Annotated in this window: 12 protein-coding genes; 9 read left to right on the forward strand and 3 right to left on the reverse strand. The window is 49.9% G+C overall.

All coding sequences use genetic code 11. The features are described 5' to 3' along the window. The 6 genes from B0G52_RS18975 (at position 1) to B0G52_RS19000 (ending at position 7918) form a co-directional block, all read left to right on the forward strand. Positions 1–1593 (forward strand): ABC transporter substrate-binding protein, encoded by a 1593-nt coding sequence (locus B0G52_RS18975; RefSeq protein ID WP_094046955.1) that lies wholly within the window; start codon positions 1–3, stop codon positions 1591–1593. Between the two features lie 223 nt (positions 1594–1816). Beyond that, the gene (locus B0G52_RS18980; RefSeq protein ID WP_233162801.1) at positions 1817–2488 is read left to right on the forward strand and encodes a hypothetical protein; all 672 of its coding nucleotides are present in this window, start codon (positions 1817–1819) and stop codon (positions 2486–2488) included. Between the two features lie 127 nt (positions 2489–2615). Then, positions 2616–3389: a sirohydrochlorin chelatase gene (locus tag B0G52_RS18985; protein ID WP_094046956.1), complete on the forward strand. Its 774-nt coding sequence runs from the start codon at positions 2616–2618 to the stop codon at positions 3387–3389. Positions 3390–3522: 133 nt separating this feature from the next. After that, complete coding sequence (locus B0G52_RS18990) at positions 3523–4470, forward strand: diacylglycerol kinase (RefSeq protein WP_094046957.1); 948 nt, start codon at positions 3523–3525, stop codon at positions 4468–4470. Continuing rightward, positions 4467–6017, forward strand: coding sequence for a 23S rRNA (uracil(1939)-C(5))-methyltransferase RlmD (rlmD, locus tag B0G52_RS18995; protein WP_094046958.1), 1551 nt, complete (start codon positions 4467–4469; stop codon positions 6015–6017). Before B0G52_RS18990 ends, rlmD begins: the two co-directional genes overlap by 4 nt. A 515-nt stretch (positions 6018–6532) precedes the next feature. Continuing rightward, a complete protein-coding gene (locus B0G52_RS19000; protein WP_094046959.1) occupies positions 6533–7918 on the forward strand; it encodes a toll/interleukin-1 receptor domain-containing protein in 1386 nt (461 codons plus the stop codon). 77 nt (positions 7919–7995) lie between these two features. On the opposite strand, the gene B0G52_RS19005 is transcribed toward B0G52_RS19000, so the two are convergent. Then, positions 7996–8364, reverse strand: coding sequence for an ExeA family protein (locus B0G52_RS19005; RefSeq protein ID WP_233162803.1), 369 nt, complete (start codon positions 8362–8364; stop codon positions 7996–7998). An 853-nt stretch (positions 8365–9217) separates the two neighbouring features. Between B0G52_RS19005 and B0G52_RS35625 the strand changes: the two genes are divergently transcribed. From B0G52_RS35625 to B0G52_RS19020, 3 genes are all read left to right on the forward strand, one after another. Next, the gene (locus tag B0G52_RS35625; RefSeq protein ID WP_158223777.1) at positions 9218–9355 is read left to right on the forward strand and encodes a hypothetical protein; all 138 of its coding nucleotides are present in this window, start codon (positions 9218–9220) and stop codon (positions 9353–9355) included. 62 nt (positions 9356–9417) lie between these two features. Next, on the forward strand, positions 9418–10188 hold the full coding sequence (locus B0G52_RS19015) for a peptidylprolyl isomerase (protein WP_094046961.1): 771 nt from the start codon (positions 9418–9420) through the stop codon (positions 10186–10188). Positions 10189–10209: 21 nt separating this feature from the next. Next, positions 10210–13251 (forward strand): peptidase domain-containing ABC transporter, encoded by a 3042-nt coding sequence (locus B0G52_RS19020; protein WP_094046962.1) that lies wholly within the window; start codon positions 10210–10212, stop codon positions 13249–13251. Positions 13252–13532: 281 nt separating this feature from the next. Here B0G52_RS19020 and B0G52_RS19025 read toward each other — a convergent pair whose 3' ends face one another. Continuing rightward, positions 13533–13943 (reverse strand): hypothetical protein, encoded by a 411-nt coding sequence (locus tag B0G52_RS19025; protein ID WP_094046963.1) that lies wholly within the window; start codon positions 13941–13943, stop codon positions 13533–13535. A 35-nt stretch (positions 13944–13978) separates the two neighbouring features. Beyond that, on the reverse strand, positions 13979–16948 hold the full coding sequence (locus B0G52_RS19030) for an AAA domain-containing protein (protein WP_094046964.1): 2970 nt from the start codon (positions 16946–16948) through the stop codon (positions 13979–13981). Positions 16949–16989 lie beyond the last annotated feature (41 nt).

A 16989-nucleotide genomic window follows, 5' to 3' on the forward strand; every position in this document is an offset into this window, starting at 1 on the left:
ATGTTCAGAAAGAGCAAATCCTGGACGCTGATGCTCGCGACCGTCATGACGCTGGTCATCGTACTTGCAGGCTGCGGCGGCAACAACAATAATGAAGGCTCCGCGTCGCCGTCCGCTTCCTCTGCGTCGCCTTCGGCCTCGCCGTCCGAATCGGCCGCTTCTCCGTCGGAATCCGCGGCACCGTCCGAAGGAATCGACGTCAGCAAGCTGGATCCGGTCGAATTGTCCTTGTACATCCCGGGAACTCCTCCGAAGGACGAGAAGAAGGTAGAAGAGAAGATCAACGAGTATTTGAAATCGAAGATCAACGCTACGCTGGACATTCGCATGCTCGACTGGGGACAATACGACCAGAAAATGAACCTGTACGTCTCCGGACGCGAAGTGATGGACATCATTTTCACGGCTTCCTGGAACGGTCACGCCACGAACGTGGGCAAAGGCGCTTACCTGCCGCTGAACGAAGGGTTGCTGGATCAATACGGCCAAGGCATCAAGAGCGTCGTCTCCCAGGCGATTCTGGACGGCGCGCAGATCAACGGCAAAAACTACGGCGTCCCGGCGCTGAAAGAGATGGCGGAGCAAGGCGGCATTCTGTACCGTACGGATATCGCCGAAGAGCTCGGCTTGACGGAAAGAATCCAATCGGCGAAATCGCCGGCCGATCTGATTCCGATTCTGGAGGAAGTGAAGGCCAAGAAGCCGGACTGGACGCCGCTGTACGTCAAAGACGGAGAAAACCTCAACTCGCACTATATGAACAAATTCGATTTCTTCGGCGATACGAAGCTGGAAGGCGTCGTGCTGAAGGACGGCACCGATACGACGATCAAACCGGTCATGGAGTATCCGGTCTACAAAGAGTATCTCAACATCGCTCGCGAAATGTTCACGAAGAAGCTGGTGAACGCGGATGCCGCGACGTCCCAGCTGTCGCCTACAGACGCTCTGAAGAAGGGCAACGTGTTCATGGTCGTATCCCCGCTGAAACCGGGTAAAGACGCGGAGATGGCAGGCTCGACGAACTTGCCGGGCAAGATCGGCCAAGTCGGCATTACCTCGATCACGACTTCCACGGGCGAGACGACGGGCTCGATGCTCGCGATCTCCTCGACGTCGAAAAATCCGGAGCGCGCGATGATGTTCATCGACCTGCTCTACACGGATAAATACTTGAACAACCTGATCAACTTCGGGATCGAAGGCGAGCACTTCACGCTGAACGGCGAAGTGATGTCCGACGCTCCGGGCAAACCGAACTACATTGCCGGCGCTTCGACGTGGATGCTCGGCAACCAGTTCCTGAACTATATCTGGGACACGGAATCTACGGACAAATGGGAGCAGTTCCAAAGATTCAACGAAGGCTCGGTCAACTCTCCGGCGCTTGGCTTTACGTTCGATGCGGAGCCGGTCAAGACGCAGGTGGCGGCGCTTAAAAACGTGCAGTCGCAATACGCTCCGGGCCTTGAGACGGGTGCGGTCGATCCGGCGAAGGTCGATGAGTACTACAACAAGCTGAAGCAGAACGGTCTGGACGACGTGATCGCCGAGAAGCAGAAGCAGCTGGACGCTTTCCTGGCTTCCCGCTAAGGCCGTACGAGTCATATTTCTTCAACCGTCAGGGGTTTCCCTGGCGGTTTTTTGTGTGGAACGGGTACGGGGTGCAACTTCTTCGGCGTTTTTGATGTCATAGGAAATAATCGCTGCATTTTCGGAATAACCGTTTGATACGGCCGGTAGTTGCTTATATAGAAGGCAGGAGGTTCGAGGATTGGACCGACTGGAGAAAAAGAGACGAAAGGGAGAGAACGAGATGATTCGACCGACTAATTCGATTAAAATGCTTTCCATTGTCGCCGCGGCTTGCGTGCTTGCGGCTTGTGCGGGAGGCGACGAGCGGCCTGCTTCGCCGTCGTCGTCCTTCGGCAGCGTTGTACCGCCCCAGGGGGGCGGAGGCGGAGGGACTCCTCCGGCAACTGAATCTCCTGCGCCTTCATCTTCGGAGCAGGGGGCTTCGGCGCAGCGTCCGCAAACCGCAAGCTTCGAGCTGCTGACCGGAGAGGGCTATCAGCCTCGGACGGCCGAGCTGCAGCAAGGGAAGGACTTCTCTTTGTACGTGTTCGAGGGGTTTGAATTTGACGAAGCTTCCGGACGGTTGAGCTTGAAGGCTGACGACGAGTATTACGTCGACATCGAGCGGCTGGCGGAGGCCGAGGACTTGAACGCGCTCCGCGCGACCGCGGAGCAGGAGTTTAAGGAGTTCGGCGGCGTCTCCGATCATAGCGGCGAACTGGTTGAGCATCCGCTGGGGAAGGCGGAGTTGTACCTTCAGGCCAGCGGCTCGGCGGGAGTGAGAGACTTCATCGTCTGGGAGTCGGAGGCGGGGGAACGATATCTGTTCCGTCTTTGCAATCCGAAAGGCGAGGAGGCCTCGGCTTTTGCAGGACCGGTATGGGTTTCGTTGTCCACGGTACGGGGAGAATAGAGATAGGGACGCTCGCCGATAACCGATAAGGAGGAAGCTCTCCACGTTGACATTGGCTTGACGTTTCGCTAGCATGAATAGAAAGGCATTGTAACGAGAAAGGGTCAGGTTCTTGGAGAAGAGAGGCATGCTGGTCATCAGCCACGGTTCCAGGGAGCGCGGTTGGATTTCTCTGGTGGATGAGACGATAGACGCCGTCCGCTCGCGGATGGGGACCGAGTTGCAAATAGAAGCTGTTTTCCTCGAGTTGGTGGACGGGCGGCTCATTCAGGACGGGATCGACAAGCTGCTTGCCGAGGGAGTGACGGAAGCGTTGGCGCTTCCGTTGTTCGTCTCTTCCGGCAGCACCCACGTGAACGAGATCGGCTGGGCGCTCGGCGCCTATCCGGAAGCGCGGACGGAGACCGATCTGACGCCCTATGAGCTTGGCGGGCTGCGGCTCGATTACGGGCATCCGATGGGAGAGGCTCCGGAGATCGAGAGCATTGTATCGGACCGATTGAAGAGACTGTCGGAGGAGCCGTCCGAGGAATGTATTCTGCTCATCGGCCATGGCAGCGAAGAAGCCGGATTCCGCGAGAGTTGGGAGCGGGAGTTGTCCGGCATCGCGGAACGGGCGGCGGAGAAGGGCGGCTACCGCTCGTGGGCAACGGCGCTGCTTCTGCCGAATCAGGTGGGGGAGCGAATCGAGGCGATCCGGCGAGACAGGCCTGGCCAACGCATATTGACGGTCGGGCTGTTTCTTAGCGAAGGTTATTTTACGCAGACGGTTATTCCCCGCCATCTGGAGAGTTCGGGCGGGCTTGAAGCATGCCGTTACGACGGCGCGGCTCTGATGCCGCATCCGGATGTCGCCGCTTGGATCGAGCGGCAGGCGCGGGAGTGGCTGGAACGGCGCTAGGGCGGCGAGTGGCGGAGTGGCAGCGATAGGCCAGTAGGCCAGAATCGTACCTATTCGGAATGGAACGGGCTTCGCAATCGAGAGTGATGGCGGAGCGGGCAATCAGGGATAGAGAAATTGAGAGGGGATCCTGTTGGATATCATTCGGGCACGATTAATCTATAATCCGACCTCCGGTCGGGAAGAAGCGAAGCGCAAATTGGGCGCGATTTTGCAGCGTCTGGAGAAGGGCGGCGTAGAGACGTCCTGCCACGCGACGGAAGGCAAGGGAGACGCGGCTCTGGCTGCCCAGGAGGCGGCGGAGCGCGATTTTGACATGATCATTTCCGCGGGTGGGGACGGTACGTTAAATGAGGTCGTGAATGGCTTGTCGGTGTGCAAGAAAAGGCCTTCGCTGGGCATTCTTCCGCTGGGCACAACGAACGATTTTGCGCGCGCGCACGGCATTCCGCGGAAGTGGGAGGACGCGTGCGATCTGATCACGCGCCGCTTCACGAAGCCGGTAGACGTCGGACAGGCGAACGATCGGTATTTCATCAATATCGCCGGCGGCGGTTCGCTGACCGAACTGACCTATGAAGTTCCGAGCAAGCTGAAGACGATGGTCGGACAGCTTGCCTATTATATGAAGGGATTGGAGAAGATTACGCGTCTTCATCCGACTCGTATGCAGATTAGGGCTGAGGGCGTCGGCGAGTTCGACGAGGAATTCATGCTGTTCCTGATCGCCAACAGCAACTCCGTGGCGGGCTTCGACCGCCTGGCTCCGCATGCGAGCACTTGCGACGGCGTATTCGACGTGCTCGCTCTGCGCAAGTGCAACCTGGCGGAGTTTATTCGCCTTGCGACGATCGTGCTTCGCGGGGAAGACATTTTGGACGATCCGCACATCATCCATTTCCAGACGAACCGGGTCGAAGTGGATTCGAGCGACCGGGTGCAGCTTAACGTAGACGGAGAGTTCGGAGGCACGCTTCCTTGCTCGTTTAATCTGCTGCCCGGGCACCTCAACGTCATCATGGACGAGTATGGAGAATCCTCCTACAGCAAGCACGGCGCAGGACGGGCGCTTCAGCTATGAGGAGCGGGGGAAAAGGAAGATTTAGCGGTAAGGATCATAGCAGCAAAAAGCGGAGAGACAGAGACTTCAACGCCAAAGAGCATGGCGCTGGAAACCGTAGTGACAGAGCCGGCGTCGCGCGCGTCGCTCCTTCGTCGCTTGCCGGCGTTCCGGTTCGGGTCGGCGAGCGTGTCGAGAGCGACATCGTCGGATTGACGCATGACGGAGAAGGGGTAGGCCGCGTGGAGGGCTATACCCTTTTTGTTCGTGGCGCGCTGCCCGGGGAGCGGGTGCTGGCGGAGGTGCTGAGCATCGGCAAGTCGTTCGGCCGCGCTCAAATGACGGAACTGTTGGATCGGGGAACAGGAGGGCGAGTCGAACCCCCTTGTCCGATCCACGACTCATGCGGCGGATGCCAGCTTCAGCACTTGGACTACCAGGAGCAGCTCAAGTGGAAGCGACAGCATGTTGTCGATAATTTGCAGCGGATTGGGAAGCTGAGGGTGGCGGGGGATCATTTAGATCGCTCCGCTGTTATCGTGCACCCGACGATCGGAATGGACGAGCCTTGGCGTTACCGGAATAAAGCTCAGGTTCCGATCGGCCATGGCGAAGGCGGGCTGATCGGAGGCTTCTACGAGATGGGAAGCCACGACATCGTCGAGATGGATTCGTGCCTCATTCAACAGGAGGAGAACGAGGAGACGGTACGAGCGGTGAAAGAGGCCGCTCGGATGCTAGGGCTGTCCGCGTATAACCGAACGACGGGACGCGGACTGTTGCGGCATGTCGTTGTACGTCATGCACGGACGACCGGGCAGCGTATGGTCGTTCTCGTCACGAACGGGCGCGATATCCCTCACGCTCAGGAGCTTGTTGGCCTGATCCGGGAGCGAGTTCCCGGCATCGCAAGCATCTGCCAGAACATCCAGACAGCAGAGACTCCGGTCGTCTTTGGCGACGAAACCCGCACGCTGTGGGGCGAGGACGTTATCTACGACGAGATCGATGGCATTCAATTCGCCATCTCGCCTCGCTCATTCTTCCAAGTGAACCCGGAGCAGACGGTTCGATTGTACGGCAAAGCTGTGGAATATGCCGCGTTGACCGGGCAAGAGACCGTCATCGACGCCTACTGCGGCATCGGCACGATCTCTCTTTTCCTCGCCCGTCATGCCGATCGCGTATTCGGCGTCGAGATTGTTCCCGAAGCGATTGAGGATGCTCGCCGGAACGCCGCAATCAACGGGATGAATAATGTCGAGTTTGCCGTCGGCGCATCGGAGGTCGTTATGCCCCGTTGGCAAGCGGAAGGCATCACTCCAGACGTCATTGTTGTTGATCCTCCTCGCAAAGGTTGCGATCCGGTGCTGATTGAGACCATGCTGGAGCTGAAACCTGCCCGCATTGTGTACGTTTCGTGTAATCCCTCGACACTGGCTCGGGACTTGCTGCTGTTGGAGGATGGGGGATATAGGACGGTGGAGGTTCAGCCGGTGGATATGTTTCCTCATACCGTTCACGTAGAATCGGTGGCTTTGTTGGTGAGGGATGGTACAGATCGCTGAGAATGCAGTGGTGGAGCGGGTTTTTGGAGTAGTACAGATGAATTGAAAGTATGAAACAGAAGCGTGAAAAAAGTAGAGCTGACTGATTGTTGACGAAATCAATAGATTAATTGGGGATGCCTAATTCTTGTATCGGGCGTTTTTAATTATTGAGACAGGGGTTTAACTCCCCTCGTCTCCATATGCCAAATCCACAAATACGTAAAGGAGCTTCGCCACTGAAGGCAGGCTCCTTTTTGCATAAAGTTAGATTGCAAAAAGGACTGGTTAAAGCAAACTGTATATTTTAAGTCATAGGTCAAAGTATGTAGCATCCGCACGGATGCTTTCCTTTATTAAGGAGGAACTTCAGGGGTTATTGACGAATTATGTAATTTATTGTAGTAAACAGGCGATAACTACGTGCTAGGAATTCAGCCCTTCTGCTGAGGTTAAATTCACGATAGTTTGCTTTTAAGCTACGGAAGAAATACTGTACATGCAAAAGATATTAGAATGGAAGGCTAGGGTGGATTATGACAAAAAATAATATTACACCAAGTGTATTTATATCATATAGTTGGACGTCTCAAAGTCATGAAAATTGGGTAACAGATCTAGCAAGGAGATTACGCAAGGATGGTGTTTATGCAGTTATTGATAAGTGGCGACTAAAGGCTGGGCATGACAGATTTGCATTTATGGAAGAAATGATCGGCTCTGAAGATATACATAAGGTTTTAGTAATATGTGATAAAGGTTACAAAGACAAAGCTAATCAACGTATCGGTGGAGTTGGGGTTGAGACGCAAGTTATTACAAGTAGTATTTATACAAAAGTTCGGCAGGAGAAGTTTATACCAGTGCTTGCCGAGCGTGGCGAAGATGGCGCGGAATTTATACCTACCTTCATGTCGTCATTGATCTATATTGATTTATCGAATCCTAGTTGCTATGAAACAGGATATAAGCAGTTACTCTACGCAATTTTTGAAACTGCAGAACATGAAGAACCTGAGCTGGGGAATATTCCAGAGTTTATCTTACAAAAGAAAATAGGATTGCAAGAAAACACAGAGTTTTCCGCGGAGAACCAAAACGAGCCAATTGTAGAGTTCTTTGAGCCTGGATTCACGTCTGATGATACAAGCCATAAGCACAGCATTAAAAATGTTAGTTTAACTGCGTTCTTACCTAATAAATATGATTCTGCATCGTGTCTTGTTTCATTTGTTAAAAAAGAAATATCAGGCTGTAAATTTACTCTGCATGGACAAAATCTTATTCAGACCTTCTTTCAAGGTATCGGAACACCTGCAAATGAATGTAAAAGGAGATTTTTGGTTGGTTTTGATGAAAAGACAGCTACATATACTGTTCAGTTCCCGCATAACCGCTTTCATTTGAATAGTGACGAAGTAGAAGAGCTTTGTAAAATAATCGATGACTTTTATCCATATTATTTAAAGTCAATGCGCAACTATCTCCCAGCGAAATCTAACACTATAGCTAATGTAAAAGACCTCCACGATCTCGTACTAGAAATACAAAGTTATTATACTGTCCATCGTAATTTGACTTTAGCTGTTGACGTAAAGAAAGCATACGAAGCATTGAAGTTAGCTTTATTCAGGTCAAAGCTAACCGATGAAGTTTTTGGTTATATCTCATCCAAATTAGTACTAAAAGAATTAACTAAGGATAATATCTGTTTGAAAATTACGGAGCATCAGAATACTCTTTCAATAGGCTATTGTCATAATTGGGAAGTGGATATGATCTTACGATCATTAGTTGTACTTTTACGAGATTGTAGAAGTTTGTTATCTATTGATGAAATTAAAGAGATAGTGGTTTTATTACGAATTTTTGAAGATACGAAGGATCTTTTCGATTCTAATAATGTTACTGCTAATGCATAATGTCCGGAAGTTGACGGCATAAGTTGTCCTGCTGGTGCTGGCCATTCTGTCCGGTTTGATATGAAGAAAAGGGAGAATCATGACAATTCTCCCGAGATGACGCGCTTGATCATATGATCGTCGATGATGCGATGTTTGTTCTGTGCGCCATAGATCAAGCTGTGTGTACATACCTTGTTGATCAACCTTGCGGAGCCGCAGGAGAAACGGTAAATGTCGTCGATTGCGCCATCTGAAAAAATATCATGCTCGGCGCCGGCGTATGCCATGTGACGATGAATATAAGCACCAGTCTGTTCTCGATCAAAATGCGGCAACTTGCATTGCAGGTCGATCCGTTGCCGAATCGCCGCATAGGCTTGCAGCCCGAGTCGATCCCATAGCTCGCTCTGTCCAACCAAGATGAGTGCCATCGGGCTCTGCGCATCCATCTTGAAGTTGAGCAAGAATCGGACTTCCTCGAGCATCTCCCGATCCAGTAAATGCGGCTTCGTCGACGACGACAACCGGTTGCAGCCGATGAATGCCGCGCATGAGCTCGATCTCGCGGCACAGGGCGCTGTTATGACAACGCAAGAATGGAAAGCTTCTTTGCTACGCTAAAGAAAGAAAAGCTGTACAAGATCAAAACTGAACACTACCCGATGGCGCATATCAAATCGATCATCTTCAGAACCATCATGGTCTACTACAACAGGCGGCGGATCTACACCACGAATCCAGGGGGCTGGCCCCCAGCTATTTATCGCGAAAGAATGCTGTCTCAAGCCGCATAGTAATGGGGATTTCTGCAAGAGTGTGTTTTCAAACTGCACTTTTCTTGACAACTCCATTATTCGAAAACAACCCGTATCCTCGGCGCTAACCTGGGCGGGTTATTTTCGTTTTTTCAGATAAGTGAGCAAAGCTAGCGAAAACATGCCGAGCATGATCACTTCTGTCAACGAAAACTAAAGAAAAACAATCCGCCTATGGGAAGCACAAGAGCGAGTATGTCACGTCCTATGTGAGGCTTATCGCTGACGAGTACCTGATGGTTCGGTACTTCTCTCGGTACAGTCCGCAATCTTCGCTCAGTTCGTTTTTTCGTCATAATCCCCTCTTTGATCTGATTCGCCTGTTGTCGTGATGGATGCGCAAAGACTGGAGCAAGCGTTATTTAATCTGGTGTCGAACGCCATGAAGTTTACCCCAAGGGGTTTCTTTCATAATTCTTTTATTCAGCTTTGCTAAACTGAAAGTAATGCTGGTCGAAGATAGATTCTTCTGGTAAATGGGTTTCAAGAGGAGGTGACGGAAATGGCGGAGCAAAAGAAGACGGACGCGACCAAGGAATCCGTGGAAGCGAATGAGGCTCAAGCGATCAAACTGGACGACTTGCCGAAGAAGCTGACCGAAGAAGAAGCGAAGAATGTGGCTGGCGGAAGATTCATCTAACGCAAGAATGGCGCGGGAGCGACTCCCGCGCTTTTATATAGGACCATAAAGGAGTATGCACGATGTCACTCGATCAAGTCGTGGCTCTTCAAATTGATGAACGAAGCTACTCGTTAGCAATCGTGCTGCGTTCCGCCGTCATGCAAGGAAGCTTCGGGGCGATTGACAATTACATTTCGCATGCGCTCGTCACCTCATTCGCGGAAGAAAACGATATTGCGGTTGGCCAGGAAGAGATTCAGGAGGCGGTCAACGACTGGAGAGTCATGAATGGACTTTATCAAGCTTCCGAGGTAGCTGATTGGCTGACGGAGCACGCGTTTTCGATGGCCGATCTTGCCGAATTCGCCCGGATGAAAGCGTTGAAGGAGCGAGTCCGCCAACATGTGACGGCCGGCAAGGTAGAGCGATACTTTACAGAGCATCGGTCCCTTTTCGAGGCGGTTGCTCTCTCGCAGATCGTCGTGAACGAGCGTGGGCTTGCACGCGAGCTGCGGTTCAAGACATTGGAGGGAGAACCATTTTACACGCTGGTCCGCGCCTACTCCATCGACGAGTCATCCAGGTTTGCTGGAGGGTATATCGGCCGCAAGGAGAGGGCTCAGTTGCCGAAGGCGATCGAAGCGCAAGCGTTCGGGGCGTCTCCTGGAACGATAGCCGGCCCCTTCGAAATGGATAAGAAATTTTACGTGATCAAGGTGGAAGAGATGTACCCGGCGGAGTTGAACGGCGACACCAGGGCGAGAATCGAACGAATTCTCTTCGAGGAATGGCTTGCCGCTAGGCGCAAGGAAGCGAACGTGCGCAAGCCGGCGTTGTGGACACAAGATTAGGTTATAGGGGAATCGAAAGCGATGGAGACGAACAGGCATATCGGCCATGTGGAGCAGGTTCCTTTTTTTAGCGTGCTTAGTCTGAACGAGAAGCAAATGCTGTCGAAGCATGCGCGAATGCTTCGGTTCTCGATCGGACAGACGATTCAGGAGAAGGACGACATCCCGCAATATTTGTATTGCATCATCTCGGGAGAGATCCGAATGATCGACGAGCGGCCCGACGGATCGGAGAGCAGCCTCGGTCTGTTGAAGGACGGGGACAGCTTTGGGTGGGAGGGCGACGAAGAGCGGCCGGGTAATCCCGTCATATACAGCGCGGCAGGAAACGCGCTGCTGTTGGCCATTCCGATCGCAACGCTTCGCGAGCTGTTCGCGCATAATCCCGGGCTCAAACAGTTGCTCGCTACCTATATGTCGTCCCGCGCCGTCATGATGTTCCTTAGGCGCACGGCGCTCTTATCCACCGAAGATCATCAGGCGGTTCGGAAGTTCCTGGAACGGATGACCGTGATTCAAGCGGACAAGGGACAATCAATCGTACGCCAGGATGACGTGGGGGATGCGTTCTTTATCGTTCACGCGGGACATTGCGAGGTCGTCAAGGAAGAAGACGGCTCCGTCATCAACCGGCTCATCCCCGGCGACTTCTTCGGGGAGCTGGCTTTGCTTACGGGAGCGAGGCGCAAAGCGACGGTCGTAGCCGCCAGCGCCGCTCAGCTGTTTCGGTTGAGCAAGAACGACTTCGATGCGATGATCGTGGAACACCCGGCTCTGCGGACGGCGATCGAAAGCATTGCTTCCAATTACGTATCCGAATCTTCCAAATATGACGATGACGATGTTATGGGAGAGCTTGCGGTCACTTCCGGCCAAGCGGTCCGATGGGCGGAGGGGGATCGGAAACGTTCCGTTCGATTCCGTCTGCGCAATTATCCGATACGCTTGCAGCAGAACGAGATGGATTGCGGTCCCGCCTGTCTTGCTATGGTCATGGCCTATTACGGTTCGCGAATTCCAATTGGCCGGATTCGGGAGCAAACGGAGATGTCGCGGTCCGGAAGCACGTTATACGGCTTGACGGAGACGGCGGAATCGCTGGGGCTCGCAGCGCAAGGCTTCACAACGCAGCTCGATGCACTCTCCAGGATGAAGCTGCCCGTGATCGCGCATTGGAAGGGCGAACACTTCATCGTCGTATATGAGGTGACGAAAAAGCATGTTATGGTCGGCGACCCCGCGTACGGCTTGGAGAAAAAAAGCAGATCCGATTTCGAGGCGGGGTGGAGCGGGGCGATCTTGACGCTGACCCCGACGGATCGGCTTGCTTCCAATGAGCGAATGCGCAGCCCGGTTTCCCGATTTGTCACCTATGTGACTCCGAATCGCAAAGCGTTGATATCGCTTCTGATCACGTCGCTGCTCGTCCAATTGACCGCGCTTATGATTCCGATTTTTACGCAAGTCATTGTGGATAAGGCGCTCGTCAATGGAGAGGGTGATTTTCTCCGAATATTACTGGTCGGCATGCTTGGATTATCCCTCTGTTATGTTGTCTCCAATTCATTCAGGAATTTCATAGCGGCTCGAATCGCTCTGAAGATAGACATCGGGATGTTGGGTGATTTCTATAAGCACTTGCTAAGCTTACCCTTGTCTTTCTTCTTCGCTCGAACGATCGGTGATCTGACAAGCCGAGTGGGGGAGAATCAGAAAATCCGTAGAATGCTGACGACCGGGGCGGTCCAACTGATGCTTGACTCCCTGACGATCGTCATTTATGGGACGCTCATGTTCGTCTATCATGTGAAGCTGTCGTTTATCGCGTTTGCCATCCTTCCCTGTTATATAGCGCTCGTGCTTCTCTTCTCCCCACTGATGCGCCGGAACAGCCGCAAGCAGTTCGAAGCGGAGGCGGAGTCACAGACGACGATGGTCGAAGCCATCAAGCTGATCTCGACCGTTAAGGCGCTTGCCGCGGAACCTACGATCCGCTGGAAGCTGATGGACAAGCTGCAACTTTCGCTGAAACAGCGAATCAAAGCCATTCAGCTGCTGGTAGCCTCGGAGACGATAGCGGATTTTATCAAGATGATCGGCAACGCCTTAGTGCTATATGGAGGCGCTGTGTTCGTCATGCGCGGTCAACTGACAGTGGGACAATTCGTTGCATTCTTGTCTGTTTACTTTACGGTTACGCAATCGATTACCCAGATGCTGCAGATGCTCAACGATATTATGGAAGTGCGGGTCTCGATGGAGCGGATCGACGACGTATTCAGAGCAATTCCGGAAGAGCTGGAGCCACAGAATATGCGGAGATTGGCGGCGCTGAAAGGCAGCATTCAGTTCGACAACGTCTCGTTTCGCTACAGCAAGGACGGTCCCAACATCTTGCAGCAGATCAATCTAAAGATCGAGCCTGGGCAGACGGTTGCGCTTGTCGGAAGGAGCGGTGCCGGCAAATCTACGTTTGCGAATTTGCTGACCAAGCTGTTTGCTCCTTCGAGCGGGACGATTCGTATCGACGGACACGACATACGGCAGATTCATGCCGCTTCCTTGCGCCGCAAGATCGGAATCGTTCAGCAAGAGAACAGGGTATTCCGCGCCACGATTCAAGACAATATCGCGATCCGCTTCCCGTCCGCTACGCTTGAAGAAGTTGAGGCGGCCGCGAAGCTGGCGGGGGCCTACGATTTTATAGCCGCGTTGCCGCTCGGGTTCAAGACGATGATCGGAGAAGGGGGGTTAAGCCTCTCCGGAGGGCAATTGCAACGAATCGCCATTGCGAGAGCGCTGCTTGGCGAGCCGGGTATTCTGATTTTCGACGAGGCGACCAGCGCGCTGGATTCGGAGTCGGAGCGAATCATTCAGCAGAATATGGATACGATGCTGAAGGGCCGCACCTGCCTGATCATTGCCCACCGTCTAAGTACGGTGCAGAAGGCGGATATGATCGTCGTATTGGATCGCGGAGCTGTTGTGGAGACCGGTTCCCATGCAGAACTGATCGAATCCAAAGGGCTTTATTATTACTTGATCAGCCAGCAGTTGAGTTAAAAGGCGGCAGAAGGAAACACGGACGGCAGACCCGTCGTCTGGCGCCAAAGTCGACAGCAGCCTATGTGCGAGGCGTCTCTGCAGGACGGACATCTCTCATAGGATCATTTTGCAGGCGCAACTGAAGATATTGCAGCTCAAGTTCCGGATTTGCAAGCAGCGACTGAAGTATACTGCACGAGCCAGACAGGAAAAACTCCCCTTACAATAGCAGGTTTTATTATTTCACCTGTCTACTGTAAGGGCAGCATCTCACTTCCCTTGCACCGCTATTTCTACTCTTAAAGTGAGTTCAAGTAATCGTCAATCACTGCCTGGATTTGTTGTTTAGTGGACCCAGCACTTAATGAACCGCCGGAAACACCACCCATACCTCCACCACCGAAGCCCCCGCCTGGATCTCCTCCATATTGCGATTGAAGGTAGATGAGGATACCAGCTATGTTCAAGTCTGTAACTCCGACGAGACCAGCGAGATCAAAAGCTTCTTTGTCAGGTTCAGTTCCATAACCATATGCAAAATAATAATTGATTGCTGTTAAATAAATGGTCTCGGTGACAATCGTTTGAATCTGACTTTTATTTTTGGGTTGCGCTCTTAAAGGGTAATCATAGTCTTGCAATATGCCTTGGATACCGTATAGGTTCTCGGATGTAACCCCCGTAATTCCCGCATCGGAAAAAGTCGTCACAGTAACTTCATCCCAATCACGGCTTTAATGTTACTCTAAGAAAGAGAGTTCAAATATGCTCTTAATCTTTCCCATCCCTCCGATTCTTCGTTCGAGGCAATTCGAAATTGTTGGAAGTTCGCATAACGACACAAATTGTCTTTGTTTTTGTCGTTTTCAATAGTTTTCGAGTCCCGCCTATGGTATTCTCCGTCGTACTCTATGGAACATAGTGGCTGAAGAGATTCCTTCTCATAGATGACAAAGTCCATATGGCTTGTAAAATAATATGATTTTAATGTACCGTCTAACTCAAAATTAATGGATAATACATCTTTGATTGGAACTTTCGGAAATACAATTAACGGCATGCCGCCTAGGTAGATTTGAAGTTTGTTATAAATCATGCGTTCTCCCTGATGCATAAGTGCTTTGCGGCTCTCTTGTCTAATGATACGGTTAAATTCAATCGACAATTCAATAGCAGGACGGTGAAAGCTGTTTGCTTCTATAGAATAAATATAATGACTCAACTTAGTTAAATAACCATGACCGTTATCTATTTCCGCCAGATTTCCAACAAGAATAAAGTAATCCACAGCTCGAGTCAGGGCAACATTAATCAAACGGTAGCTATTTTGAACAAACTCTATTTGGAATGCAGTCGATCCACTTGAAATGACCGTGCTAAATATAATTGCTCGGCATTCCCCACCCTGAAATGTATGAACGGTCCCTATCTTAATGTTCGAATTATGACGGAATGCTTCTATTAATTTATTTTTCTGAGCAGCAAACGGAGTTACGATACCAATCTGAGTGACACCATTTTGTTCCAATTTAGTCACAATCGATTTAACTTCATTTATTTCTTGGCGGTTATAAGTTCCCGACACGAATCCGTATACATTTGTCGAAAATATTCCGTACTGATAAGGCCTTCTTTCTGGCTCTTGACGTATCATGCGCAATCGTCCGCGATAGAAATGTTGATTGCTGAACGAGGCTATAGACGGAATACAGCGATAATGGTAACTAAGCAGGTGCTTTCCGTTTTCACTGTGTAGGCAGGATTGCTCTGCCCTCTCGAATGCTGAGATATTACGAAAACAGTAGGGCACAGGATCGATACCGGGAACATATCTGTCTAATAGTGTTTTACTATAAGACTCTTCCAACGAAGTGATATGACTTAACTGATGAATATCCCCGAAAAAACAAGCCCTTCTAGATGATTGTAATAGAGAAAATACACTTGGAATAGAACATTGTGATGATTCATCTATAATGGCCAAGTCAACTGACGTTCCATACGGAATACAACTACGAGCCGACAAATTACTTATCAATAGAACAGGAAATAACCTCACAAAAGAAGAGAAAGCTGAGGCTGTTGCGCGAATTCTTCCATCCTGATGGAGTTCTTTGAGTAGACCTTCAATATTTATCATTTCTTTTGCATCTAAAAGAATGGATTTTGCATTGCGAAGCCACTGTGTACGAATAATAATGAGATCGACTTTGTTTTTCTCTTTATATAGATTTTTCAAGGTATCAGGCTGTTCGTTTTGATACTTCTGAAGTTGTAAAAATTCATCTTTATATTGTTTAAGACGCTGCTCCAAATTAATTACTTTTACGACTTCTTCACACAGAGCAAGCGAATGTGTTGGCTTCGAAGCATCAATATATTCCCATAATTGTGAGGCATCAATTGAGCGCAAGTACTTCTTTATACGGCGTTTCATATAGGCATCTATCTTTTGGGCAATGAAGGAACGAAACTTACGAAAAATATCATTACCAAATAGTTGTAAAGGTTCGTCAACAAGCTCGCGCAAGCGTGTTTCAAGACGACTACTGGATAAGGCGAGCGCTTCAAAATCACTTTTCATAGTCATCAAGTGATTAAGACGTAAACGATCATTTAGAATTTGAATTAAACTATGTAATTGGTCGACTGTACTCGTTAAATCAATTAATTGTTGTTCAACGTGCTCTAGTTGATTGATTTCCTTCATTAAAATTTCGGATTTTGTTACATAAGAAATGTAACTTTCTTCAGAAGTTGGGTTTCCCATCTCTCGTTGCATTCGTTCAATAGCAGATTGGATTTTTACAACTTCTTTTTTATTGTGTGAGAGGCTCCCTAGACGAACAAAACCAAAAAATTGTTGATCGATTCCTTCCTCTTCTAATTTTTCAACGATATTGTTTACTGCTTGATTGTTTGTGCTGGCGACGACACATGTTTCCTGGCGGTCAATCTGATTTGCTATTAAATTTAAGATTGTCTGAGTTTTCCCTGTACCAGGTGGGCCTTTGATAATGCTCACTGTCTGTTGAATATCTAAAAGTGAAACATTTTGCGGATAATTGCTAGGAACAAAATGCAAAGGTATTCTCTCGGCTGCGTCTTGCCTTGGTAATGAATAGCTATGGTTAAGAAAGCTACTGAGTACTGAACTTGGTTGACGTTTATCCGCGAGAATTGCTTGAATTTCGTTTACAATTAAGTAATTACTTGAACTCTTATTCTCTACTTGGACCATTACGTAATTGGGTATTATACTTTGTTTGTTGTATTCAGTATAATCCAATAATTTCTCAAAATTATGCTCGTCCTGTAAAAAAGCCTTAGGATCAGAAGCGAAATGTTCTTTTAGTTGGTTTATAGCATCGATTGAACGTTTATCAGAAATAGACTTGAACACTTCTTGATGAAATCCGACTTGATCTGCTTTGAAAAAATCAAGATCCGATTGGAAGGTCGAACTATTCCAAAGAAGCAATGGGAACAGAGAAGCCTTGTGTCCCTGTCCCTTTTGCACCAAGGGGTAACCAAACATAATTGTATGTTCATCAATTATTTGATTGCTTATCTTCTCATATCTTTTATGAACATTTTCCACTTCATTTGGATCGACTTGTAACGATTCCAACTCCTGTTGCTTGAGTTGTATCGAATAATAACTTTCGTATTTCAGGCATTCCAAATAATATTGGAGCAAATTTTTAATTAACAAAAGACCCTCCGTATAATAAATAATTGGGATTATGGTACTAT

It is taken from the genome of Cohnella sp. SGD-V74 (assembly GCF_003001675.1).
Taxonomy (GTDB): domain Bacteria; phylum Bacillota; class Bacilli; order Paenibacillales; family Paenibacillaceae; genus Cohnella.